The organism is Longimicrobium sp., assembly GCF_035474595.1.
In the GTDB taxonomy this organism is placed as follows: domain Bacteria; phylum Gemmatimonadota; class Gemmatimonadetes; order Longimicrobiales; family Longimicrobiaceae; genus Longimicrobium.
Window position 1 is genome coordinate 1 of record NZ_DATIND010000072.1, and the last position, 22998, is coordinate 22998.

20 protein-coding genes and 3 tRNA genes are annotated in these 22998 nt (G+C 70.6%); 6 read left to right on the plus strand and 17 right to left on the minus strand.

The genetic code is table 11. The features are described from left to right. Nucleotides 1-217: 217 nt before the first annotated feature. From VLK66_RS12535 to VLK66_RS12550, 4 genes are all read right to left on the minus strand, one after another. Nucleotides 218-1393 carry a hypothetical protein gene (locus tag VLK66_RS12535; protein ID WP_325309766.1) on the minus strand — a complete coding sequence of 392 codons (1176 nt, stop codon included), beginning with the start codon at nt 1391-1393 and terminating at the stop codon, nt 218-220. After that, entirely contained in the window at nt 1371-2807 is a 1437-nt protein-coding gene (locus tag VLK66_RS12540; protein ID WP_325309767.1) for a radical SAM/SPASM domain-containing protein, read from the minus strand. The genes VLK66_RS12535 and VLK66_RS12540 overlap by 23 nt, the downstream gene beginning before the upstream one ends. A gap of 82 nt (nt 2808-2889) precedes the next feature. Next, on the minus strand, nt 2890-3060 hold the full coding sequence (locus tag VLK66_RS12545; RefSeq protein WP_325309768.1) for a hypothetical protein: 171 nt from the start codon (nt 3058-3060) through the stop codon (nt 2890-2892). Between the two features lie 129 nt (nt 3061-3189). After that, nucleotides 3190-3345, minus strand: coding sequence for a hypothetical protein (locus tag VLK66_RS12550; protein WP_325309769.1), 156 nt, complete (start codon nt 3343-3345; stop codon nt 3190-3192). A gap of 400 nt (nt 3346-3745) precedes the next feature. Here VLK66_RS12550 and VLK66_RS12555 point away from each other — a divergent pair. The 3 genes from VLK66_RS12555 to VLK66_RS12565 all read left to right on the plus strand — a co-directional run bounded on the left by VLK66_RS12555 (nt 3746) and on the right by VLK66_RS12565 (nt 3996). Further along, nucleotides 3746-3829 (plus strand) — tRNA-Leu (locus VLK66_RS12555). 16 nt (nt 3830-3845) lie between these two features. Then, a tRNA-Met gene (locus VLK66_RS12560) sits at nt 3846-3919 on the plus strand. Nucleotides 3920-3922: 3 nt separating this feature from the next. Further along, a tRNA-Val gene (locus tag VLK66_RS12565) sits at nt 3923-3996 on the plus strand. A 667-nt stretch (nt 3997-4663) separates the two neighbouring features. Here the strand turns inward: VLK66_RS12565 and VLK66_RS12570 are convergent. After that, complete coding sequence (locus VLK66_RS12570; RefSeq protein ID WP_325309770.1) at nt 4664-4882, minus strand: hypothetical protein; 219 nt, start codon at nt 4880-4882, stop codon at nt 4664-4666. Nucleotides 4883-5796: 914 nt separating this feature from the next. On the opposite strand from VLK66_RS12570, the gene VLK66_RS12575 reads away from it, so the two are divergent. Beyond that, entirely contained in the window at nt 5797-7296 is a 1500-nt protein-coding gene (locus VLK66_RS12575) for a hypothetical protein (protein WP_325309771.1), read from the plus strand. 142 nt (nt 7297-7438) lie between these two features. Here the strand turns inward: VLK66_RS12575 and VLK66_RS12580 are convergent, their stop codons facing one another. The 5 genes from VLK66_RS12580 to VLK66_RS12600 are packed head-to-tail and all read right to left on the minus strand — an operon-like array spanning nt 7439 to nt 8639. Further along, nucleotides 7439-7678, minus strand: a complete 240-nt coding sequence (locus VLK66_RS12580) for a hypothetical protein (RefSeq protein WP_325309772.1) — start codon at nt 7676-7678, stop codon at nt 7439-7441. A 47-nt stretch (nt 7679-7725) separates the two neighbouring features. Then, nucleotides 7726-7917, minus strand: coding sequence for a hypothetical protein (locus VLK66_RS12585; protein WP_325309773.1), 192 nt, complete (start codon nt 7915-7917; stop codon nt 7726-7728). A 38-nt stretch (nt 7918-7955) separates the two neighbouring features. Further along, the gene (locus VLK66_RS12590) at nt 7956-8153 is read right to left on the minus strand and encodes a hypothetical protein (RefSeq protein ID WP_325309774.1); all 198 of its coding nucleotides are present in this window, start codon (nt 8151-8153) and stop codon (nt 7956-7958) included. Nucleotides 8154-8187: 34 nt separating this feature from the next. Further along, on the minus strand, nt 8188-8394 hold the full coding sequence (locus VLK66_RS12595) for a hypothetical protein (protein WP_325309775.1): 207 nt from the start codon (nt 8392-8394) through the stop codon (nt 8188-8190). A gap of 41 nt (nt 8395-8435) precedes the next feature. Next, on the minus strand, nt 8436-8639 hold the full coding sequence (locus VLK66_RS12600) for a hypothetical protein (RefSeq protein WP_325309776.1): 204 nt from the start codon (nt 8637-8639) through the stop codon (nt 8436-8438). Nucleotides 8640-8935: 296 nt separating this feature from the next. Here VLK66_RS12600 and VLK66_RS12605 point away from each other — a divergent pair, with 296 nt between their 5' ends. Further along, on the plus strand, nt 8936-10549 hold the full coding sequence (locus tag VLK66_RS12605; RefSeq protein WP_325309777.1) for an iron ABC transporter permease: 1614 nt from the start codon (nt 8936-8938) through the stop codon (nt 10547-10549). A 318-nt stretch (nt 10550-10867) separates the two neighbouring features. Continuing rightward, on the plus strand, nt 10868-12574 hold the full coding sequence (locus VLK66_RS12610; RefSeq protein WP_325309778.1) for a hypothetical protein: 1707 nt from the start codon (nt 10868-10870) through the stop codon (nt 12572-12574). 378 nt (nt 12575-12952) lie between these two features. Here the strand turns inward: VLK66_RS12610 and VLK66_RS12615 are convergent, their stop codons facing one another. The 7 genes from VLK66_RS12615 to VLK66_RS12645 all read right to left on the minus strand — a co-directional run bounded on the left by VLK66_RS12615 (nt 12953) and on the right by VLK66_RS12645 (nt 22744). Continuing rightward, nucleotides 12953-13873, minus strand: a complete 921-nt coding sequence (locus tag VLK66_RS12615) for an MlaD family protein (protein WP_325309779.1) — start codon at nt 13871-13873, stop codon at nt 12953-12955. A gap of 68 nt (nt 13874-13941) precedes the next feature. After that, nucleotides 13942-14733, minus strand: a complete 792-nt coding sequence (locus tag VLK66_RS12620; RefSeq protein WP_325309780.1) for an ABC transporter ATP-binding protein — start codon at nt 14731-14733, stop codon at nt 13942-13944. A 113-nt stretch (nt 14734-14846) separates the two neighbouring features. Then, nucleotides 14847-15701 carry an ABC transporter permease gene (locus VLK66_RS12625; RefSeq protein WP_325309781.1) on the minus strand — a complete coding sequence of 285 codons (855 nt, stop codon included), beginning with the start codon at nt 15699-15701 and terminating at the stop codon, nt 14847-14849. 370 nt (nt 15702-16071) lie between these two features. After that, nucleotides 16072-19386: an efflux RND transporter permease subunit gene (locus VLK66_RS12630; RefSeq protein ID WP_325309782.1), complete on the minus strand. Its 3315-nt coding sequence runs from the start codon at nt 19384-19386 to the stop codon at nt 16072-16074. A 12-nt stretch (nt 19387-19398) separates the two neighbouring features. Then, nucleotides 19399-20508, minus strand: coding sequence for an efflux RND transporter periplasmic adaptor subunit (locus VLK66_RS12635; RefSeq protein ID WP_325309783.1), 1110 nt, complete (start codon nt 20506-20508; stop codon nt 19399-19401). Further along, nucleotides 20505-22175, minus strand: coding sequence for a TolC family protein (locus tag VLK66_RS12640; RefSeq protein WP_325309784.1), 1671 nt, complete (start codon nt 22173-22175; stop codon nt 20505-20507). The genes VLK66_RS12635 and VLK66_RS12640 overlap by 4 nt, the downstream gene beginning before the upstream one ends. A gap of 80 nt (nt 22176-22255) precedes the next feature. Then, entirely contained in the window at nt 22256-22744 is a 489-nt protein-coding gene (locus VLK66_RS12645; protein ID WP_325309785.1) for a hypothetical protein, read from the minus strand. Nucleotides 22745-22998 lie beyond the last annotated feature (254 nt).

Consider the following 22998-nt stretch of genomic DNA (forward strand, 5'->3'; position numbering starts at 1 on the left):
TGGAAGACAGTTGTCCGGGCGGCTCGACCATGCCTGTTGCCAGCGCACAGCCCGCCCGTGGCTACGGAGGTGTACCGTCAATTCCTCCGGCGGGACTTTCACCCGCTAGAACACGCCGCCTTCGCACGGCGCACCGCAGAGAAGCGGAGGAGCAGAGAGGAATTTCTCTGCTCCTCCGCCTTCACTGCGTGAACGAGTCTTTTTAGCGGATGCGGGCTCAGTCCGAGAGCACGTCCTGCAGCTGCTCGTACAGCGCGTCGAGCCCGGGGTCCGCGGGCGCCGCGCCGCGCCCGCGGCGGCAGCGTGGATACAGGCTGCTTTCCTGGAGCGCCTCCATCTCCCCGGCCCATCGTGCCCGCTCCGGCGCCGGGGCGAGCGCGGTCAGCAGCCGCAACGCGTCCACCGCGAACACCTCGTCGCGCGCGTCGCGGCCCCCTTGCAGGAGCAGCCGCGCCAGCGAGAGCGCATCGCCCTCGAGCCCCGCTTCGCGGCAGGCGCCGGCGTAGCCGTGCACCACGTACAGGGCCTTCAGCGCGCCGCGCCCCGCCGCCGGATCGCGGCCGATGGCCGCCGCCGAGCCGGACAGGACGGCGCGCGCGGTCGCCGCGTCTCCCGACAGCAGCAGCGCCTCCGCCAGGCGCAGGAGGAAGACCGCCCGCTCCCATCCGTCGCACGCGCGCGCCGCGGCCAGCGCCGCGTCGCAGGCGCGTCCGCACTCGCCCGCGCGGCACCACGCCACCACCGACGCCTCCACCCCGAAGCGGGCGATGGCGGGCGCGATCCCCTCCGGGAGCGCGGCGGCGAAGCCGAGCGCCTCGGCGTCGCGCCGGTTCTGCAGGAGCGCCTTCAGCGAGTCGATCACGTAGACGCCCTCCAGGAACTCGCCGAACCCCACCGCGTCCGCCGCCACCTCCTCCCACCCCTCGCCGCTGACGCACGCTCCGCCCACGGGCACCGGGCGCGCGGCCCGGTGCGCCAGCAGCCCGGAGAAGCGGACCAGCGCGCCGGCCCAGTCGCCCGCCAGCGCCTCGAGCCGCCCCAGGTTCACCCAGGGCTGCAGCGCCTGCGCGGCGATGGCCGGGTCACCCGCGCGGCGCGCCAGCCGGAGCTGCCACTCCATCTGCGCCTCGCACAGCGCCCGCGCCACCTCGCCGCGCCCCTGGTGCGCGGCGATCAGCGCCACCTGGTTGGCGGCCACCGCCACCTCGCGCGAGCGGGCGCGCGGCTCCGGCGCGCCCGCGGCCCGGGTCAGCAGCGCGGCCGACCGGCGCCCCCACTCGGGGAGCGGCGCGCGCGCCAATCGGCCGTGCGGGAGCAGGAGCGTGGCCGAGACGCCGGACGCGGGGCGCGCCGGCCGCGCTTCGCGCGCGTCAGCCCGCGCCGGCGCAGGCATGCTCCGCCCTCGGCGCGCGCGCCAGCGTGGCGCGCATGTCCATCTTCAGCTTGCCCTTGGTGGGGCTGCAGGTGCGGTACCCCTCGCGCAGCCGGCTGAGCGGGCAGGCGGCGCCCTCGCACGCGGGAAGGAGATGGCAGCTCTGGCACATCGAATCGCCCTCGAAGTGCGGCCGCACCCACCGCGACAGCCGCGCCTGGTCGATCTCCATGGTGCCGTCGGGGTGGATCTGCCCCACCACGTTCTCCTCCATCTCGTCCAGCGCCACCGTGCACTTCATCAGCTTGCCCGTGGCGCTCACCACGAAGTTGTACGGCCGCGCCGCGTAGCAGGCCTGGCTCCCCGGGCGTGACACCCGCTCGATCCCGCCGTCGTCGCGCAGGTCGGCCTCGCGCGCCTCGGCCCGCATCCCGCGCAGCCCGTCGCGCTCCTCGCGCACCCCGCAGACGGCCAGCTGGGCGTCGTTGGGGCCGCCCCACCGCCCCACTGCGTGGAAGCCCAGCTTGAAGCGCGGGTCGCTGCCGAAGTCCTCGCTCAGCGACTCGATGAACGCGCCCATGCGCGGCAGGTTCTCGTGGTCGAAGTTCACCCGCAGGTTCACCCGGAACTCCTCGGAGCGGCGGTGCAGCGCGCGCAGGTTGTCCAGGATCACCTCGCAGGTGGGGCTGCCGTCGCGTCCCACGCGCTTGCGGTCGTGCTCCTCGGGAAGCCCGTCCACCGTCACCTGGAACGAGCGGCACCCCCAGGAGAGGAGCTTGCCGGCGCGCTCGTCGTCCAGCAGGTAGCCGTTGGTGGTCATGTTCTGCCACACGGCGATCCCCTCGCGCCGGCCCAGCTCCGCGAAGAAGGGCGCCAGCTCCTCCACCGCCTCCCATCCGTACAGCGGCTCGCCGCCGAACCACATGATCCCGATCTCCTTCAGGCTCGCCGCGCGCTGCTCGGCCATCGCCCGGATCCCCTGCCGCACCTCGGGAAGCATGGTGCCGTGCTTGAACTTCTCGTAGCAGTACACGCAGCGGAAGTTGCAGTCCTCGCTGGCCATCAGCACCAGCTGCAGGGTGTCGGTGCGCCACTGGTCCTGGGCCCGGCGGAAGCGGAACAGGTCCAGCTCGTCGACGTCGGCGCGCACCAGGTAGCCGCGCCGCTCCAGGTACTCGGCCGCGCGCCCCAGCGGCGCGGCCAGGCCGTCCACCGAGAGAAGGTCCAGCACGGCCTCGCGGTGCTCCGCCTCGTAGACGTTGATGGCGCCGGTCAGGGTGTTCCACAGGATCAGGCGCCCGTCGTCGCCCACCGTCCGCGCGTTGAAGCGCGAGGGCATCCAGCGCCCGGACGGGCGGTAGGCGAGCTGCACCAGCGGCGCCGCGGGGGCGCGGGGGCCGTCGAGCGGCGACTGCCGCATGTCGAGCGTCGGCATGGGCTGCGAGGCTCCTGGTCACGGGTGGGGGCGGGGTACCGGCCGGGGTCGCCGGCCGGTACGGGAACTCCCGCGGCGCCGGCTACGCGGCCGTCTCGTCGCAGGTCCAGCCCCAGCTGGTCACCGGGGGGCAGTTGTTCGGATAGCAGGCCTGTACGTTCACGTTCGGATCGGACATCGGGTCGATGATGTTGCTTTCCAGCTCCAGCGTGGGAATGTCGTCGAGCTTCACCGGCTTGCGCGGACTGGCCATCGGCGCCTCCTGGGGGTCACGGGGAAAAGCATGTCGAGCGTCGGCATGGGGTTCCGAGGCTCCTGGCCACGGGTGGCGGCGCGTATCGGCCGGACTCGCCGGCCGGTACGGGGCCGCCCGCGGCGACGGCTACACCACGGTCGTTTCGTCGGGGCACGACGAGCGGATGGCAGTCCACGGCGGGCAGTTGTTCGGATAGCAGGCCTGCACATTCACGTTCGGGTCGGACATGGCGTCGATGACGTTGCTTTCCAGCTCCAGCGTGGGCAGATCATCGAGCCTCATCGGCTTGCGCGCACCGGCCATGAGCGCCTCCTGGGTCACGAGGAAAAGACGCGGGGGGTACACCCCATCCGGACGGCATGCCACGTACCCCGCGCATCCGATCGGCCATCCCGTGGCGTGGCAGTGACTTGGAGCACAGCGGGCGGCGGCGGGCTCCGCCACGTGCGGCGGCACGCCTCTACCGGTGGCGGCGGACCGCCACGAGTGGCGCTCCGGGTCTACGCGGGGCCGAGCCGGCGAAGTCACGGTGCGAGAGTGCGAGAGTGCGAAAGTAACGACCCGCGCCCCCCGCCCGTCGCAGCTTCGGGGCGGCTGGGGATGGCGTCCCTCCGGCTGTGCGAACGGCTTCGGCCCCTTCCACGATGCCGGAAATCCCGTTATATTGATGGCTCGTTACAATGCTCCTGTGGCGGAATTGGTAGACGCGCTAGATTCAGGATCTAGTGGGCGCAAGCTCGTGGAGGTTCGAGTCCTCTCGGGAGCACTGGTTGGAGAAATGTCGCGGGGTGGAGCAGCCTGGTAGCTCGTCGGGCTCATAACCCGAAGGTCGCGGGTTCGAATCCCGCCCCCGCTACTCGGTCGATTAGCTCAGCTGGTTAGAGCGCTCGCCTCACATGCGAGAGGTCCGGGGTTCGAGTCCCTGATCGACCACTGAATACGAACCGCCCCGGCAAGCAGCAGCTTCGCCGGGGCGTTCTGCATTCTCGGCTCAGTGCCAGATTCAGTGACGCTGGACCGCAATAATGCCGCAGAGCACCGAGATCGGCGAAGGGCGTGGCAGCCTCATCGACGTAGAGCGACCCGCCACGAGGGTATTCCATCATGCGCCGCGCGGGACGTGACACGCCTCTCACAGCGATTAGCAATTGGGGGTAGGTCGTGGAGATGGGGATACCTGGAGAGAGCCCGATCCCGAGGGCGCAACCCGCCGAGCTGATCCGGGGTGGGTCGAGTAGCGCCCTCTAGATCGGTCATGTGACGCAGCTCGCCTACCTCTGCGAACAGGTCACGTGGGATGCTGGTGGTTCGCTCACGATCTTTCCTGTTACTTCTCCCCAGGCGAAGTAGCCGGCCAAGGAGGTTATCAGGGCGATCGTTACTCGCGTCAACTTCCGGGCTGTTGCACGCGAGAGTCGAAGCATTAGCGTATCACCGGCCACTGTTCTGATCGTTAGCTCCTGAACATGGAACTCGGAGCGATCGATCAGGTCTGTGGTTTCGTCGCCGATGTATTGTCGGACGACGGACTCGATTGGCACTTCGTTCGGACAACTCATTCGATCCTCCCTCCCCAGGGAAGTTCAGCGAAGCGAGATCGTTAGACGATCAGGATTTTCCGCTCCGCGCCGTTCTCCCGGATGATCAGCTCCGCACCCGGGGTATTCTCCACCTCCAGCACCATCAACCCGATCTTCACGCAGGTCCGCAGGAGGTCTGCGGTCGACGTCCCTTGCTTGGCCGCAATTTCCTTCAGCTTCCGCTGGAGCGCGGGCTGAAGAGTGAGGTTGTGGCGAGGCTTGCTCGTCGTTGAAGCCATGTGAGTCCTCCTTTCTTCGGTCGTTAGGCCGTGCAGACGAGCGACACCTCTGGACAGCTCATCGCGCCGCTGCTGTGTCGAAGATACGCCCGGCGCGGTGGCGTTCTTCCGCAATGGCATCTCGCGTCGCCGTGCTCGGCTGCTCCTGATCGACACGTGCACAGGGCTACCTCGATTGCGAGACTTTCCATTCGTGTGACCATTTCTTCCTCCGGATGTTGCCTTGGTGTTAGCCCAGCTCTCGTTTCGATGGTCACAAGCTTCCGCCTGTGGGGGAATTCCATCGCGGCTCATAGTCAGGTGACCGCCCGCCGGGCTTTGCTTGCGGTTCACTGAGCCAAGTACGCGTCCGAACGTTCCGCTCTTTCTCTCCACCCGGGGCTTTGCTTCCCGCCGATGGCGCTGCCCCATTCGCGCCAGACGATAGGCCGATCCTGTATCCGTCCGTGCCACACCTGACATCGGTACAGCGTCTATCAGGCACCATCCTGCAACGCAGAACACGTGCCAAGGTGGTGTATTTAGCACGTAATTGGCACGAAAACAGCACGTATTTTCACGGGATTGATCGTAGCCGCAGGTGGTTCGCATTTCCGGAACGTGCCGGCGCGTCACCGGTGGGATCCTCTGCCGCCAGCCAGGACGCGGCGGCGCGGCGGCGAGTGCGGAGCGAACGGGGCGAACAACGGCCGAAGTCATTGTGCTCCAAGTGTTTTCGCGCATCTATGCAGTGCTGCGGAAACGCATAGGGGTCCGCCGCCTTCATCTGGCGGGGCGGTTTAAGGCCGGGCGCGGGGGAGATCCGCCTCCGTGCCGCGAGCGCAGGGTCACAGCGCGTCCTTCCAGGCGGCGCGCTCCGGTGCCATTCCGGCGCCGGACGCGCCCGTCGCCGTTCCCTCCCCCGGAGGTGCACGATGCCGTTTCGCCGAGCCATCATGCTGCTGCCGCCCGTCGCTTTCGCCGCGCTGTGCGCGGGGGCGCTGGCCGCGCAGCCGCAGCCACAGATCCAGCGCGCCACCATGCTGTACCCCTCGGCGCAGCACGCCCCCGCGGCGCTGGAGCACTTCGCCCAGGGGCAGCACGCGCTGGACTTCGGCGACGCGCCGGGCGCGCACGACCACTTCCAGCTGGCGGTGCAGGCCGACCCCGCGTGGGGGTACGCCCATCTCCAGCTGGCCGCGAGCGCCAACTCGCTGGAGGAGTTCCGCGCCAGCCTGCAGCGCGCCGAGCAGGTCGCCGCGCAGGCCACGCCCGCCGAGCAGCTGCTCATCCAGATGGCGCGCAAGGGCTTCGACGGCGACATCGAGGGGCAGCTCGCGCTGGCCCAGCAGCTGGCGCAGGCCAACCCCCAGAGCCCGCGCGCGCTGATGGAGCTGGCGGCCGTGCAGGCGCGCATGGGGCACGAGGCCGACGCCCGCGCCACGCTGCAGCGCGCCGCCCAGGCCGCGCCGCAGTTCGCGCCGCCGCTCATCCAGCTGGCGTCGCAGTACCTGAACGAGCCGCGCGACCTGCCCAGCGCCGAGGCCACCATCGTCCAGGCGGTGGCGCTGGCGCCGGAGGAGAGCTACGCGTACGACGTGCAGGGCGACGTGCTGCGCATGGCCGGAAAGCTGGACGAGGCGCGCACCGCCTACACCCGCGCCGCCCGGCTGGCGCCGCGCGAGGGCTCGCCGCTGCAGCAGCGCGGGCACGTGAACTCGTTCCTGGGCCGCTACGATCAGGCGCGCGCCGACTACGCCGCGGCGACCGCGCTGGGCCGCGGCAACGAGAAGGCGGTGTACCCCGTCTGGCACGCGCTGGTCAGCGTGCACCAGGGGAACCCGCGCGCCGCCATCCAGGAGCTGGACCGCCTGGTCGCCGCCATCGGGGGGATGAACGTTCCCGACCCCGACGGCTCGAAGGTGTTCGCGCTCGACGAAGAGGCCACTATCGCCCTGCACACGCACATGCTGGACGATGCCGCGCGGGTGATCGCGCTGCGCAACCAGCTGGCGATGGCCGACGCGGCGCGCAGCGGGTCCGACGACTTCCGGCGCCAGGAGCAGGCGTACGCGGCATACTGGGAGGGGATGCTGGCCGCGCGGAAGGGCGACTTCCCGGCCGCGACCGAGGCATACCGCCGCATCATGACCACGGTGGAGCCGCTGCGCGACCCGCGGAAGGCCGAGTTCGCACACGAGCTGATGGGAATGATCGAGCTGCTGCAGAACCACCCGGCCGAGGCGGCGGCGCACTTCGAGCACGCCGACCCCAACGACATCTACGTCACCTACCAGCGCGCGGTGGCGCTGGCCGCCGCGGGGCGGAACGCCGACGCGCAGCCGCTCTTCCAGCGCGTGGCCGAGTACCGCTTCAACAACGCCAGCATCGCGCTGGTGCAGAAGGACGCCATCTGGCGCGCATCCGCGCCCTGACGGGCATCGATCCACACGAAAACGATCGGCCCCGCACGCCGGCTGGCGCGCGGGGCCGCTTTTCATCTACCGACATGGTGCGAGAGTGCGAAGGTGCGAGAGTAACAACCCGCACTTTCGCACTTCGCACCCTCGTCCTACTTCAGTCCACGCAGCTCGGGCCCGTGTTGAAGCACATGTTCACGCACGAGTTCCCACAGGTGTTCCAGTGGAAGTCGGTCTCCTGGCAGTACGCGGTCGCGTCCTGGCACGACGTGGCGAACGGGTCGGCCGTGGGGAGGAACGACTGCGCCTGCACGGTGCCCTTCGCGCCCCGTGCGTCATCGCGCGCGGTGAACGACTCCACGCGCAGGGTCTCGGGATCCAGCTTCAGCTTGCGCATCTCGGCTCCGGGAGGTGAATGGGGATGGGATCGATTCGCCCCGGCCGTCAGCAGCTGGACGGGTCGGTGGGCGCGCACGCCAGCGTGCAGTCGCAGTAGGTGATGCAGCTGTTCACGATCGACTCGCAGGTCGCGAACCGGCTGCCGAGGCCGTGCACGGTTCCGTTCCCGGCCTCCAGCGCGGCGGTCGCGAGCGACTCCACGCACAGGGTGTCGAGATCCAGCTTCAGCTTGCGCATTCGCGTTCCGTGGAGGGAGATGGGGGTTTGGCGCGCCGTCACGAGGTGGTGCACGGCACCGTGTTGCAGCCGAGCGTGCAGTCGCAGTTCGTCACGCCCGTGGGGGGCTGGCAGGTGTCGGCGCAGGTGAAGTTCCTGGTGGCATAGCCCAGCACGGTACCGCCGGCCGCGGGCTTCGCGCCCGCCTCGAACGAGTCCACGCGCAGCGCGCCGACGTCCAGCTTGATCTTCTTCATCGATCTTTCTCCGGTTGGGGGATGATGCTTCCCGTCAGCCGATCGGGTCGGTGCACGGGAAGACGAGGGTCGGGCAGCCGAGGGTGCAGTCGCAGTTGGTGGCGCAGGTTCCGAAGCACGACACTCCGCAGGTGGCGGGCTTGGTCGCGTGGCCGTGCACGGTGCCCATCTCGTCCCGCGGGGTGCCGGTGGGGAACGAGTCCACACGCAGCGCTTCGGGATTCAGGCGGATCTTCTTCATCAGGTCCTCGGTGGTCGAGAGGGTGCAACGACGCGCGCCGGTCAGCCGCTCGGCTCGGTGCACGGGGCGATGCTGGGGCAGCCGAGCGAGCAGTCGCAGTTGGTGACGCACGTGCCGAAACACGATGCGGCGCAGGTGCCAGGCTTGCTCGCGTACCCGTAGACAGTGCCCAGGTCGGCCCGCGCCGCGCCGGTGGCGAACGAGTCCACGCGCAGCGCTTCGGGGTCCAGCCGGATCTTCCGCATTGTGCTCTCCTCTGGTGGTCCGCGCTGCGGGCTGGCGCCGATGCGGCGCGAACGGTTGATTGCACCGCCGGGGTGGACGGATCAGCGGGCGTCCACCGCGCTTTAGCGCGCGGACAAAACTCGCTCCAAGGCTGAATAAGAGCGAGAAACGGGTCGGAAGACGGGCACACCGGGGCGCCCGATGAGAGAGATGACTCCAAGCTTATCAGCAGATGTCCGAATCTGAAAGGGCGGGATTCCGGGGACAGCGCTCCCGCCGGGCGATCCCGGCGGCTTGGCTGCTTGCGGCGGGAGTGGTGATCCTGCTGCTCTGGCTGGTGCTGTATCCCAACCTGTTCGTGCTGGGCGACAGCTTCCTGGACCAGGGGCGGGTGACCGGGGCGCACTACGCGCGCTTCTTCGGCAGCGCGTCGGAGCTGCGGGCGCTGTGGAACAGCGTGTGGATCTCGCTGGCGAGCGTGGTGCTCTCCGCGCTGATCGGGGTGCCGCTGGCCTTCCTCTTCGCGCGGCGCGAGTTCCCCGGGCGGCGCGTTCTGGGCGGCCTGGCCGCAATGCCGGTGCTGCTCCCGCCGCTGGTCGGCACCATCTCCTTCCTCTTCCTCTACGGCGAGTCCGGGTTCCTGACGCGCGGCGTGCAGACGGCGCTGGGGCTGGCGGAGGCGCCGTGGCGGCTGGACGGCGCGTGGGCGGTGCTGCTGGTGCACGCGTACACCATGTATGTCTACTTCTACCTGTTCACCTCCGCCGGGCTGGCGCGGCTGGACGCCGGGTATGCCGAGGCCGCGGCGGCGCTCGGCGCGGGGTGGTGGACCACGCTGCGCCGCGTGACGCTGCCCATGCTGGCCCCCGCGCTGGGCGGCGCGTCGCTGCTGGTGTTCATGACGTCGATGGCGTCGTTCAGCGCGCCCTACGTCTTCGGCGGCGGCTTCCGCGTGCTCACGACGCAGCTCTACGCCAGCAAGCTGAACGGGGAGAACGGCCTGGTCGCCGTCGAGGCGGTGGTGCTCGCGCTGGTCTCGCTGGCGTTCCTCGTCCCCCTGCAGCGCTACGAGGCGTCGCGCGACTACACCGGCGCGTCCAAGGGGCTGGCCGTGGCGCCGCCGCCCGAGCGCGGGCGCGGGTGGCTGCTGACGCTGGCGGCCGCGGTGTTCGTCGGCTTCCTCCTGCTGCCGCACGCCACGGTTCTGCTCGTCTCCTTCGTCCCCGAGGGAACGTGGACCACGCAGACCTTTCCACCCGTCTACTCCGCCGAGCCGTACCGCCGGATGTTCGGCGAGGCCGAGCAGCTGCGCCCGGTCCTCAACTCGCTGCGCATGGCGACGATCGCGACGATCGCCAACGTGGCCTTCGCCTTCGCGGCGGCGTACCTGCTGGCGCGGACGCGGGTGCGCGGGAAGGCGATCGTCTCCGCGCTGGTCGCGCTCCCGTGGGCTCTGCCGGGGACTGTGCTGGCGATCTCGCTGGCGTCCACGTTCAGCGTGAACCGGCCGCTGGCGGGGCGATTCGTGCTGGTAGGGACCTTCGCGATCCTGCCGCTGGCGTACTTCATCCGCAACATCCCGCTGGTCACGCGCGCGGCGCTGTCGTCGTTCCGCCAGCTCGACCCCTCGCTCGAGGAGGCGGCCGCGTCGCTCGGCGCCGGCCCCGCCACGGCCCTGCGGCGCGTGGTGCTGCCGCTGGTGCTGCCGGGGCTGATGGCGGGCGCGCTGCTCGCGTTCGTCACCGCGCTGGGCGAGTTCGTCGCCTCGATCCTGCTCTACACCAACCGCACGCGCCCCATCAGCATGGAGATGCTGTCGCAGCTGCGCGCCTACGACTTCGGCGGCGCCAGCGCATACGGCGTGCTGCTGATCGTCCTCGTAGCCCTCGTCTTCGCGACGGGATACAGGAACGTGGTGGAGGGGAGATAGCGCGGGCCCTCACCCGAAAATGGAGAGGGGAAGATGCCGCGGATGGAGCGGATCAGCCTCGCGCAGTTTGCGAGGCTTCCCGTAGTTGTTGCTGCGACTTCAGTCGCCGGTGAGGCCAGCCCGCGAACTGCCTATTCGGGCGCGCCACGCTGATACTTCTTCCCTAGCTGGTATCAGCGATTTGCCAGATCCATCAGAGTCACCAGCCCGGCTGTCAAACTCTCCGGGGCTCGCGCGTCTCTCTGGAAGAGTGCCCGGCGGCTGGCGCGCGGGATGCGGCAGCGGCGGCCGGGCGGTGACAGCATCATGGAGATGCGGATGAGATCGGTGCGATTCCTCACCTTCGCGGCCGTGGCGGCGCTGGTCGTGCCGCCGCCGGGACGCGCGCAGGCGCCGGCGGCGCTGGCGTCCGCGCGGACGCAGACGCGCGCGGATTCGGCGCGGGTGCTGCGCGATGCGCGGCGGGCACAGGCGGCGTTCGAGCGCGTGCGCTTCCAGCATCTCCCGTGGACGAGCGAGAACACGGGCAGCGGCGGGAGTTGCGACGAGATCATCGGGCGATTCTGCCTGACGCACAACGACACCGAGGAAGACTGGACGCCGCCGCCGGAGCACCCTTCCGTGCGCGCCGAGCGCGACTCGCTGATCGCGGCGCTCGACGAGGCCGCCGCCGCGTCGCCGGGCGACGCGTGGGTGGCCGGGCAGCGGGTGCGCTACCGCGTGGAGGCGGGGCGCTTCGCCGAGGCGTCGCGGGTGGCGCGCGAGTGCCGGGCCGGGCGCTGGTGGTGCCTGGCGCTGGACGGCTACGCGCGGCACGCCGCGGGCGACTACCGCGCGGCGGAGGCGACGTTCGCGCAGGCGCTCGCGGCAATGCCGGCCGCGGAGCGCCGCGAGTGGGACGCGCTCTCGCCCGTGCTGATGGACGCGGACGCGCGGGCGCTGCGGCGCATGGACGCATCCGCGCGCGAGGCCGCGGTGCGGCGGATCTGGTGGCTGGCGGACCCGTTCTGGATGGAGCCGGGGAACGACCGGCTGACCGAGCACTACGCCCGCCTGGTCGCCGACCGCTTCCAGGACCGCGCGCGCACCACCGAGGGGATCTACTGGGCGTTCGACCTGGCCGAGATCCTGGCGCGCTGGGGCGCCCCGAGCGGGTGGGAGCGGGTGCGGCCGCGCTTTGGGCAGGGGGCCATCTCGTCCGTCATCACCCACTATCCCCCCAGCTTCGAGTTCATCCCCACGCTGGCCATGGCGCGCGACCCGCTGGCCATCCGCGCCGACGACTGGCGGACGGACGAGAAGGGCGCCCACTCGTTCTACGGCCCGCCCGGCGTGCGCCGCTTTGGGCCGCTCCCGCACCAGGTGGCCGTCTTCCGCCGCGACGGCCGGGCCGAGGTCGTCGCGGCCTTCGCCATGAAGCCCGACAGTCTTCCCGCACACCCCACGCTCGAGGCCGGGCTGGTGATAATGCGCGACCCCGGCGCCGCGCCCGTCGTCCAGACCGCGCGTGTCGACGGAACGCGCGGCGTCCTCCGCGCCACCGCCGAGCCGGAGGCTACGGTGCTGAGCCTGGAAGCGCGCGAGCGCACCAGCCAGCGTGCGGCGCGCGCCCGCTTCGGCGCGGACCTGCGGCGGCCGGCGGAGCACGGGATCGCCATCTCCGACGTGCTGCTGCTGGACCGCGACGCGCGCCCGCGGTCGCTGGACGAGGCGGCGCCGCTCGCGCGCGGGAGCACCCGGTTCCGCGCAGGCGAGCGCGTGGCGATGTACTGGGAGGTGTACGGGCTGGAGCCGCGCGCCGACAGCGTCGCCTTCTCCCTCGCGCTGTCGCGCAAGCGCACGCGCGGCGCGGCACCCGTGCGCATGCGCTGGAGCGAGGCCGTGCCCGGCGGCGCCATCGTCCCCCGCTCGCTCGCCCTCACCCTCCCCCGCCTCGCCCCGGGCGACTACGTCATCGAGGTCTCGGTCCGCACGCGAATGGGCACAACCGTCACGACCAGGCGGGAGATCACGATCGAGCGGTGATACCGGATCTGGCAATCAACTGCGCATTACAATCAGCCCCAAGGAGACGTCATCCTGAGGCCGGCCACACTGACGCTCTTCTCGCACGAGCGCCTGAAGGCCGAAGGATCTATAGGTGACGTCGCACGTCAGTTTTCGAAGCGCACACGCCGATCTCGTCAATTCGGGAGAGGTGGAGGCGCGCTTCGACGGGCGAACGTGCAGAGCCGGCTATGGATCCTTCGGCCTGCAAAGTCTTGCGAGGGATGAGGGGACCGTGTGGCCGGCCTCAGGATGACGTCTTTTGTGGCGTTCGATTGGCGCCAGGGACCGTATGACAGGAAGGGCGGGCCTCCGCGAGGAAGCCCGCCCTTCTCCATCTCCCGAATCCCCCGAGCGTCAGAAGACGCTGACGCTGAGGTACTTCTTGGGGTTGGCGCGGATGTCGGTGGTCAGCTGGTTCAGGTTGGCGACGGCGCTGTTCAGGTTCACGTACAGCGAGTCGTCCTTGCTCAGCCGGCCCAGCGTGCCCTCGCCGCGCTCGATGCGGCCCATCACCACCGCCAGCGAGGTGCTGGCCTGGTTCAGCTGCCCCGTGGCCGCGTCCAGCCGCGCCGTCAGGCTGTCGGTGCGGGCGATGGCGCGCGCCAGCTCGGGCCGCGTGGCCGCCCCCTCGATCCCCGCCGCGCTGCGGCGCAGCGACGCCGAGAGCGCCGAGAGCTGCGACCGCTGGTCGGCGGCCAGCGCCTGCAGCGAGCCCAGCATGGACTGCAGCTCGGCCGCGCTGGTGTGCACCGAGCCGATGGCCTCCTGGCTCAGCAGCAGGTTGGCGCGCGTGAGCAGGGTGTCGGCCTTGCCGCCCACCTGCCTGGCCGTGCCCGCCAGGTCCTGCGCGGTGCCGCTGAGCCCCTGGTCCTGGTCGGCGCTGGCCAGGATCTCGCCCTCGCCGGCCTCGGTGCGCGAGCGGCCGGGGAGGACGTCGGCCACCATCTCGCCCAGCAGCCCCTTGGCCGTCAGCCGCACCTTGCTGTCGTCGGGGAACTTGTACTTCCCCTCGATCTCCAGGCGCATGGCCACGCCGCCCGGCGTGAGCTTCAGGTCGGCCACGCGGCCGATGTTCACCCCCGAGAGCTGCACGGGGTCGCGCGCGCGGATGCCGCCGGCGTCGCGCACCACGGTGGACACGTAGTACCGCCCGCGGAAGGTGCCGGGGTCGGTCAGGATGAACAGGGCGGCCAGCACGGCCAGGATGCCGGCCAGGACGAAGATCCCGACCTGCACCTCGCGCCGGGGGGACCGGGTGGGTTGGACGATGGCCATGTCTCGCGGGGAGATTCGGTTACGGGCGGACGCGGCCGCCCCCTGGTTGCTTTCGTCTGCGCGCCGGATCATAGCGCCTCCGCCATCTCGTCTTCGGGCACGTCGCGCTCGATGAAGGCGCGCACGAGCTGGTCGTCGCTGGCGCGGAACTCGTCGGGGGTGCCCACGAAGCGGATCCGGCCGTGGTCCAGCAGCGCCACGCGGTCCGAGATCGGCAGCGTGCCCTCGATGTCGTGCGTGACGATGATGCTGGTGACCCCCAGCTCGCCCGCGAGCTGCGCGATCAGCCGGTGCACCACCGTGCCGTTCACCGGGTCCAGCCCGGTCACCGGCTCGTCGTACAGCAGGATCTCGGGCTCGCCCACGATGGCGCGCGCGATCCCGACGCGCTTGCGCATCCCGCCCGAGAGCTCGCTGGGAAGCTTCCCCAGCACCTTGTTGGGGTCCAGGTTCACGTGGTCCAGCGAGCGGGCCACCCGCCGCAGCACCTCCTGGTCGCCCCACGACGCGATCTCCTCGTCGGTCAGCCCCTGCGCCACGTTCTCGTACACCGTCATCGAGTCGAACAGCGCGGCGTTCTGGAAGACGTATCCCACCTTCTTGCGCACGTCGCGCAGCGCGCGGCGGCCGCCGCGGAACACCGAGATCCCGTCCACCACCACCTCGCCGCGGTCGGGCACGATCAGCCCGATCGTGGTCTTCAGCAGCACGCTCTTGCCCGTTCCCGAGTGGCCCACCACGGAGATGGTCTCGCCGCGGCCCACCACCAGGTCCACGCCCGCCAGCACCGGCTGGTCGAACGCCTTCCACACGTCGCGGTACTCGACCATCGGGTCGCCCACCGCCGGGGTCACCGTCATCTATTCCTCCACGTCCCCGCGTCGTCGCCGAACATCAACGGAAAAGTCCTGAGTGCCAAGTCCTGAGTCCTAAGTGGACGGGCTGTTCTCCATCCCTGTCCCCTGTCCCCTGCTCAGTTCAGCAGCAGCGGCGGGAAGAGCGCGTCGATGACCAGCACCGACAGCGTCATCAGCACCACCGCGCTGGTCGTGCTCTTGCCCACGCCCTCGGCGCCGCCGCGGGTGGACAGGCCCATGTGGCTGGCCACCAGGGGGATGACGAAGCCGAACGCCACGCCCTTCAGCTCCGAGTACAGCATGTCCCAGTTGTGCCAGAACAGCCCCGCGCCGTAGCGGAAGGCGGGGATGCCGAGATGCACGGTCGACTGCGCGGCCACCATCCCGCTCACCACGCCCGCCAGGTTGCACAGGGCGACCAGGATCGGGACCACGATGATCCCCGCGATCAGGCGCGGGGCCACCAGCGTGCGCACCGGGTCGCGGCCCAGCGAGTGCAGCGCGTCGATCTGCTCCGACACCTGCATGGTCCCCAGCTCGGCGGTGATGCGCGCGCCCACCCGGCCGATCAGCACGATGGCCGTCATCACCGGGCCCAGCTCCAGGATCACCGAGCTGGCCACCACGCTTCCCAGGATGTAGAGGGGGACGCCGCCGGTGAACTGGTAGCCACCCTGCTGGCTGGTCACGATCCCGCCCAGCATCCCCGTCACCAGCACGATGGGGATGGAGCCCACGCCCATCCAGTACATCTGCCGGGCGATGTCGGCCAGGGCCACGCGGCCCGTGAACAGGTACATGGCCGAGCGCCACACCAGCGTGGCCATGTCGCCCGCGTGCGCCGCGAAGCGCTCGCCGCCGGTGCCCAGCCGTGCCAGGAAGTCCGTGAACGCGCGGCCGGGATGGAACCCCTTGCCGGCCCGGGGCGCGGGTACGGGGACCGCCGGCCGCTCCTCCGTGATCGTCTGCATCAAACCTCGCCAGGATGAAAAAGCCCGGGCCCGCCCCCGGCGGAACCCGGCGCGCGCCTCGCCCTCGGCGCCGCGCTGAATACCCCCCGCGCACCTGTCCGGTTCGGCTGAAATGCTACGCCGGAAGCGCCTCGGACGGATTGCCCTCACTCCCAAATCCGTTTCCCCCGCCAACACCCGCGAAAGTAGCAACCGTACGCGGCAGATACCAGAAAAATCGCTTGGGAGAACAGGAATTCCGTCTCCGCGATCATCGCCCCGCGATGCGCATCGTACTTCCGTACTTCCGTACTTCCCAGCCTCAGGACGACGCCGGAGGAGGAGACAGGTGCCATCTCGCGAAGGCCGTCCCTGTCCCCTGTCCCCTTGATCAGTCCGCCGACATCGCCTCGGGCTCCAGCCGCGGCCGCATGCGCTCCACCGGCGGCCCGTGGTGCTCCTCCTTCTTCGGGCCGCGGCGGAAGAGGCCGAACAGCCACTCGCGCAGGTCGTCCAGGATCTCGTAGTAGGTGGGGATCACCAGCAGCGTCAGCAGCGTGCTGGCGATGACCCCGCCCATCACCGCCACGCCCAGCGGCGAGCGGAACTGCGAGCCCTCGCCCTTCCCCAGCGCGATGGGCATCATCCCCGCGACCAGCGCGAAGGTGGTCATCAGGATGGGCCGCAGGCGGATGGCGCCCGCCTCGATCAGGCTTTCGCGCAGCGGCGTGCCCCGCTCGTGCGCCCACTTGGCGAAGTCGATGAGCAGGATCGCGTTCTTGGCCACGATCCCCGCCAGCAGGATCACCCCGATCAGGCTCATCAGGTTCAGCGTGTTCCCGGTCAGCCACAGCCCCAGCATCACCCCGATCAGCGAGAGCGGGAGCGAGAGGAGGATGGCCAGCGGGTCCAGGAACGAGCCGAACTGCACCACCAGGATCAGGTACATGAGCATGATGGCCACGCCCAGCGCGAAGAAGATGCGTCCGAACACCTCCTGCTGGTCCTTGGTCTGGCCGCCCTGCGTGATCTCGTAGCCCGCCGGCACGCGCACGTGCTCCTTCAGGCGCGTCTCGATCCCCGCCACCACCTCGGTGAGCGGCGACCCCTGCGTGTTGGCCTGCACCGTGATCACGCGGTCGCGGTCCAGGTGGTCGATCTGCGCGGGGCCGAGGCCCTGCCTGATCGTCGCGACCTGCCCCAGCGGGAGCGACGTCGTCCCCGTGGGGCCCTGCAGGACCAGGGGGATCGACGCCAGGTCGGCCGCGCGGCGCCGGGCCTCGGGATCGAGCCGCAGCTGCACGTCGCGGGTCTCGCCCGAGGGGTCCACCCAGTCGCCCGCGTCGATCCCGGCGAACGCCGGGCGCAGCGCCTGCGCCACCTGCCCGGCCGTGATGCCGAGCGAGCCCGCCAGCCCGCGGTTCAGCTCCACCTCCAGCTCCGGCTTCTGACCCTTCGTCGACAGGTCCACGTCCACCGCGCCGGGCACCTGCCGCACCTCGGCCATCACCTGGTCGGCCAGCCGGTTCAGCACGGCGATGTCGGGGCCGCGCAGCTGGATCTGGATCTCCTTCTGCGGTCCGAAGCCGCCGGTGCTGAGCGAGGCCGTGGCCCCGCCCACGTGCGCCGCCTGCTCGCGGATCTCGGCCGCCAGCTCGTCCTGGCTGCGGTGCCGCGTGGCCTTGGGAACCAGGCGCACGTAGATGTCGCCCTGGTTCACCGTGCCCTGCTGCCCGCCCACGGTGGCGTAGGTGTACGCCACCTCGGGGTGGGTGCGGGCCACCCGCGCCACCTCGTCGGCCTTGCTGCGCGTGTACTGGATGTTGCTTCCCGCCGGCGTGTCGATGTGCACGATGAACTCCGAGCGGTCGTCGGGCGGGAAGAACTGCCCGCCCAGCTTGGCGAACACCGGCGACATGGCCCCGCCCACCACCATGGCCACCAGCCCGCCCAGCACCACCGCCGCGGTAACCGACTTCCCCGGCTTCGCCAGCGCCAGGAAGGCCGAGAGGCCCACCGCGATCGCCAGCACCACCAGGAAGGAGACGAGGCCCTTCACCGGGAGCATCAGCGCGCCGATGAAGGTGCCCAGCGACAGGATCACCATCGACGCGCGGTGGTCCAGCGCCCAGGCGATCACCCCGCGGTAGCGGTCGGAGAGCCGCGCGAACCAGTTGTTGAAGTGGTCCAGCTGCCGCCCCACGAAGCCCTTCTCGTGGTGCTCGCGGTGCGGGTCCGGCCAGTAGGCGCTGAGCATGGGGTCCAGCGAGAACGACACGAACAGCGACACCAGCACCGAGCAGGCGATGGTCAGCGCGAACGGCGCGAACCACTGCTGCGCCAGCCCGCCCATGAAGGCGATCGGCACGAACACGCAGACGATGGAGAAGGTGGTCGCTGCGACCGCCAGGCCGATCTCGTCCGTCCCCTCCAGCGCCGCGTGGTAGTGGTCCTTCCCCATCTCCACGTGCCGCACGATGTTCTCGCGCACCACGATGGCGTCGTCGATCAGGATGCCGATGGCCAGCGAAAGCCCCAGCAGCGACATCGTGTTCAGCGTGAAGCCGAAGGCCCACACCGCCACGAACGACGCCAGCACCGAAACCGGCAGCGCCAGGCCGGTGATCACCGTCGAGCGCCAGCTGTTCAGGAAGAGGAACACCACCAGCACGGTCAGCAGCGCGCCCTCGAAGAGCGTTTCCTGCACGTTCTTCACCGAGCGGCTCACCCGGTCGCCCGAGTTCTTCACCACGTCGAGCTTCACCCCCTGCGGGAGGCGCGCCTCGATCCTGTGCACCTGCTCCAGCACCGCGCTGGCCACCTGCGTGGTGCTGTAGCCGGAAGACTTGATCACGTCGATCCCCACCGCCGGCTTGCCGTTGAACAGCGCCAGCGAGGTGGGCTCCTCGGTCCCGTCGCGCACCGTCGCGACGTCGCCCAGCCGCACGACGGCGCCGCCGGGGTTGGTGGCGACGACCAGCTGCTGGAACGACTCCGGATCCGGAAGCCGCCCCTGCAGTCGGATCGACCGCTCGTCCCAGGTTCCCGTCAGCTTGCCCACGGGGGCGGCCAGGTTCTGCGACTGCAGCGCGGCGGCCACCTGCGGCACCCCCACCCCCGCCGCCTGCATCCGCGCCGGGTCCAGGAGGACGGAGAGCTCGCGGGTGATGCCGCCCTGCACGTTCACCTGCGCCACCCCGGGCACCGCGCGCAGCTCGCGCGTCAGCGCCGGGTCGGCGATGCGGGTGAGCTCGGCCGACCCCAGCGTGGTGGAGGAGAGCGTCATGGAGACGATCGGCTGCGAGTTCGGATCGAACCGGCTGAGGATCGGCTCCTTCATCTCCTGCGGCAGCTCGTTGCGGATCTGCGAGATCTGGTCGCGGATGTCCTGCGTGGCCTGCTGCAGGTCCTTGCCGAAGATGAACTGGACGATGACCACCGCGTAGCCGTCGAAGCTCTGGCTGGTCACCTGGTCCACGCCGCTGATCCCGCCGATGGCCTCCTCCACGCGGTCCACCACCTCGCGCTCCACCGTCTCGGGGCTCGCGCCCGGATAGGGGATCGACACGGCCACCACCGGCGGCTGCACCTCGGGAAACTCGTCGGTCTTCAGGTTCAGCAGCGCGAAGATGCCGAACACGACCAGCGCCAGCATCGTCACCACGGTGACGACGGGCCGCTTGATCGAAAAGTCGGAGATGAACATCCCTGCTCTCCTTTACGGCTGCGCGGCCGCGCTGACGCGGACCGGGGTGCCCGGGGCGGTGCCGATGGCGGGGCCCACCAGCACGGTGTCGCCCGCGGCCAGCCCGGCGGTGACCTCGACCTGCTCGGTGTCGGGGTCGCGGGTGCCGAGCTGCACCGCCACGCGCTCGGCCTTCCCCCCCTTCAGGCGCAGCACCGAGGGCGCCACGCCGCGCTCGTCCACCGCCGCGGCGGGAACGAGAATGCCCTGCCGCACGGTGCTCTCCACCCGCCCCTGCGCGAACAGGCCGGCCACCAGGGTTCCGCCCTCGTTGGGGATGGTGACCACCACCGGCACCTGGCGCGTGGCCGGGTCGGCGGCGGGGGCGATGCGCTGCACCGTGCCGGTGAAGGTGCGCCCCGGGTAGCCGTTCACCGTGAAGCGCACGGTGGAGCCGATGTGGAGCTGCCCCAGCTGCTCGGCGGGAACGTTGGCCTCGAGCCGCATGCTGCGCGGGTCGACCACGGTGAAGAGCGCCGCCCCCGGCTGCACGATGTCGCCCGCGCCCACCGGGCGCACGCTGACCACACCGGTGATGGGCGAGCGCACCTCGCTGTTCGACAATTGCTTCTGCGCGCTGGCCTGCTGGCTGCGCGCGCCGGCGGCCTGCGCCTGCGCCTGGCTGAGCTGGGCGCGCGCCGTCTCCAGGTCGCGGTCGCTCATGGCGCCCGCCTGGTTCAGCGTCTGCGCGCGCTCGTAGTTGCGCCGCGCCACCTCCAGCGAAATCTGCGCGGAGGAAACGCCGGTGCGCGCCGAGGTGGCCGCGTCGGTCAGCGCGGTGGCGTCGATGCGCGCCAGCGGCTGCCCGGCGCGAACCGCCTGCCCCTGGTCGGCGTACACCGCCAGCACCTGGCCGGAGATCTGCGCCCGCACCTGCGCCTCGCGCTCGGCCATCAGGCTGCCGGAAAGCTGCGGCCCGGTGCGGATCTCCTGCTGCTGCACCACGGCCACCGCGTCGGGCCCCAGGACGATCCCCTCGGCCGGCTTCTCCACCGCGGCGTCGCTTTCCTTCCCGCACCCCGCCAGCACCAGGGCCACGCCGGCGGCCAGCGCCGCGCGCCCGATCGTGTTGTTCATCATCATCCCCCCGTTCCGCTGAACGCCGACGACGTCGGCACCTGTGGCTGCTGCTGGGTCGGCTGTTGCTGTTGCTGCTGCTGTTGCTGGAGCTGCTGTTGCTGCTGGAGCGCGGCGGCGCCCGCGGCCTGCCCCACGTTCAGGGGCAGGTCGGGGAGCAGCGCCACGCGGATCTGCGCGATCTGCAGGTCTCGCGCGGCCTGCGCGCGGTTGGCCTGCGACTGCTGCAGCAGGATCCGCGAATCGGTGAGCTCCGTCTGCGTCGACAGCCCCTCGCGGTAGCGGATCTCGGCGATCTGGTAGGCGCGGCCGGCCTGCTCCACCGTGCCCGCGCTGGCCTGCCACTGCGCGCGCGCCGCGGCCAGCTGGTCCAGCGCGGTGCGCGTGTCCAGCTCCGCCTGCTGGCGCGTCTGCTCCAGCGTGGCGCGCGCCTCCATCACGTTGGCCTGCGCCACCATCTCGTCGCCGCGGATGCGCCCGCCGGTGAAGAGGGGAACGGAGAGCTGCGCGCCCACCGTCCAGTTGGTGGCGAAGTCGCTCCACGCGGGGAACAGCCCGCTGGGGTACCCCACGCGCGCGTAGTTCGAAACGATGCTGAGCGTGGGAAGGCGCTGCGCCCGCGCGATGCGGAACTGCGCCTCCTGCGTGGTCACCGCCTCCACCGCCTGGCGCACAGGGGCGCGGTTCGCCGTCGCCGTGTCGCCCATCAGGTTCGGGTTCGACGCGAAGCGCGAGACGGGAACCGGCGCCGCGTCGTTCAACGGCGTGGTGAGGCTCACCGGCTGGTCGGCGGGGATGTCGAGCAGGAGCCGCAGCCGCGTGTAGGCCAGGTCGCGGTCCGCGCGGCGCTGGATGACTGCCGGCCGCTGGTTGTCGCGCGTCACCTGGGCGCGCAGCAGCTCGAACTCCGGCTGGTTCCCCACCTGTTTGGCGAGGGTGACCTGCCGCAGCGTCTCTTCCGACTGTGCCAGCGTGGCCTCGGCGATCGCCAGGAGCCGGTCGGCCAGCGCGGCGTTGTAGTACGCCTGCGCCACGTCCAGCACCAGCTGCGCGCGCGTCGACGCCAGCTGGATCTCGGCCCGCCGCCGCCCCGCCGTGGCCGCGTCCACCTGCGCGCCGATGCGGCCGCCCGAGAACACGTTCTGCTGCAGGTTCAGCCCCAGCTGCCAGGTGTTCTCGCGCCCGAAGGGGAGCGAGCCCAGCGACGAGAAGGGGTTGCCGTTGGCCGCGCAGTCCACCGCGTGCTCCAGCGAGTCCAGCCGCGACTCCACCGGGAGCGCCGGGTTGGGGACGAACTTGCCGCAGTTGGTGGGCCCCGACTGCGTGGTGGTGTCCGTCCCCCCGGACAGCGAGGAGAACTGCGACGCTAGTGCGCGGCTGTACGACGCGGTGCCGTTCAGCTGCGGCAGCCGCTGGCTCTGCGCCTGCAGCCGCTGGCCGCTGGCGCGCATCACCCCCGCGCGGGCCACGGTCAGCTGGTCGCTGGTCCCCTCGGCGATGGTCAGCGCCTCGTCGAGCGAGAGCGGGCGGGCGCCGGGGATGGCGGCCACGGTCTGCTGCGCCGCGGGCGCGCCCGGCGGCGGGAGCGGGTGGGTCTGCGCCGCGAGCGGGGCCGCGAGCAGCAGGGCGAACGCAAGGGCCCCGCAGGCGCGTGGGGCGAAAGATTCAGGCATATCCGTCAGCGTCTGGTCTGAAGCGGTTCGGTGCTTCGTCGCTCCGGCCGCCACCGGGCCGGGGTCCGTCTCCATCTCCGTCAGGCCGCGTTCTCGGTTGGGCCGGCGGGGGTGCCGCCGTTCTCCATCCGGCGCCAGGTGTCCAGCATGCGGTCCACCTCGGTGATCAGCAGGCCGTGGAAGCGCTCGGCCTCGCGCAGGCGCCGCTTTCCCTCGGCCATCTGCGGCGGGAGCGCGGCCTGCGCGTCGCCGAAGATCTTCACCATCTCGCGCCAGCGGCTCTGCGCCACGCGCATGATGTGCTCCCACGGGCTGTCCTGCGCGCGGTAGAAGTCGCGCCGGTCGCCCAGCGAGCTCACCCGCTCGATCATCCCGAACTGCTCCAGCATCCGGCAGTTGGTGCTCACGCCCGCCTTGCTGGCCTGCAGCTTTTCCGCGAGCTCGTCGAGCGAGTACGGGCGGCCGCCGATCAGCAGAAGGCCGAAGATGCGTCCCGCGCTGCGGGCCATCCCCTCCTTCTCGCAGATCAGCCCCATCCGCTCCACGAACTGCTGCACCGACTCGTCCACAGTGTGTCTCCTGTGATGGCTTCCTCATTCTGCCGCAACGATATCAGTATCTGACCGTTCAGTCAATCCTGAACGATACAAAACATCTGACCGAGCTGAATTCATCGAAAGATAAGTCGCGGCGCCACAATGAGATGTGGCGCGTGGAGGAAACTACTGATTCCGATCGAGAGATTCCTGACGGGGAAGGTGCCCCGGGAGTGGACGACGAAGAGGTGGGACATCGCCGCCGCACCGGCATCGTCAACAGAAAG

Coding starts and splice junctions, on each gene's coding strand:
- VLK66_RS12630 (WP_325309782.1), bottom strand. CDS start 19,386: ATGTTCATCTCCGACTTTTCGATCAAGCGGCCCGTCGTCACCGTGGTG.
- VLK66_RS12620 (WP_325309780.1), bottom strand. CDS start 14,733: ATGACGGTGACCCCGGCGGTGGGCGACCCGATGGTCGAGTACCGCGAC.
- VLK66_RS12535 (WP_325309766.1), bottom strand. CDS start 1,393: ATGCCTGCGCCGGCGCGGGCTGACGCGCGCGAAGCGCGGCCGGCGCGC.
- VLK66_RS12585 (WP_325309773.1), bottom strand. CDS start 7,917: ATGCGCAAGCTGAAGCTGGATCTCGACACCCTGTGCGTGGAGTCGCTC.
- VLK66_RS12550 (WP_325309769.1), bottom strand. CDS start 3,345: ATGAGGCTCGATGATCTGCCCACGCTGGAGCTGGAAAGCAACGTCATC.
- VLK66_RS12570 (WP_325309770.1), bottom strand. CDS start 4,882: ATGGCTTCAACGACGAGCAAGCCTCGCCACAACCTCACTCTTCAGCCC.
- VLK66_RS12545 (WP_325309768.1), bottom strand. CDS start 3,060: ATGGCCAGTCCGCGCAAGCCGGTGAAGCTCGACGACATTCCCACGCTG.
- VLK66_RS12575 (WP_325309771.1), top strand. CDS start 5,797: ATGCCGTTTCGCCGAGCCATCATGCTGCTGCCGCCCGTCGCTTTCGCC.
- VLK66_RS12635 (WP_325309783.1), bottom strand. CDS start 20,508: ATGATGATGAACAACACGATCGGGCGCGCGGCGCTGGCCGCCGGCGTG.
- VLK66_RS12595 (WP_325309775.1), bottom strand. CDS start 8,394: ATGAAGAAGATCCGCCTGAATCCCGAAGCGCTGCGTGTGGACTCGTTC.
- VLK66_RS12580 (WP_325309772.1), bottom strand. CDS start 7,678: ATGCGCAAGCTGAAGCTGGATCCCGAGACCCTGCGCGTGGAGTCGTTC.
- VLK66_RS12590 (WP_325309774.1), bottom strand. CDS start 8,153: ATGAAGAAGATCAAGCTGGACGTCGGCGCGCTGCGCGTGGACTCGTTC.
- VLK66_RS12600 (WP_325309776.1), bottom strand. CDS start 8,639: ATGCGGAAGATCCGGCTGGACCCCGAAGCGCTGCGCGTGGACTCGTTC.
- VLK66_RS12615 (WP_325309779.1), bottom strand. CDS start 13,873: ATGGCCATCGTCCAACCCACCCGGTCCCCCCGGCGCGAGGTGCAGGTC.
- VLK66_RS12625 (WP_325309781.1), bottom strand. CDS start 15,701: ATGCAGACGATCACGGAGGAGCGGCCGGCGGTCCCCGTACCCGCGCCC.
- VLK66_RS12640 (WP_325309784.1), bottom strand. CDS start 22,175: ATGCCTGAATCTTTCGCCCCACGCGCCTGCGGGGCCCTTGCGTTCGCC.
- VLK66_RS12540 (WP_325309767.1), bottom strand. CDS start 2,807: ATGCCGACGCTCGACATGCGGCAGTCGCCGCTCGACGGCCCCCGCGCC.
- VLK66_RS12610 (WP_325309778.1), top strand. CDS start 10,868: ATGAGATCGGTGCGATTCCTCACCTTCGCGGCCGTGGCGGCGCTGGTC.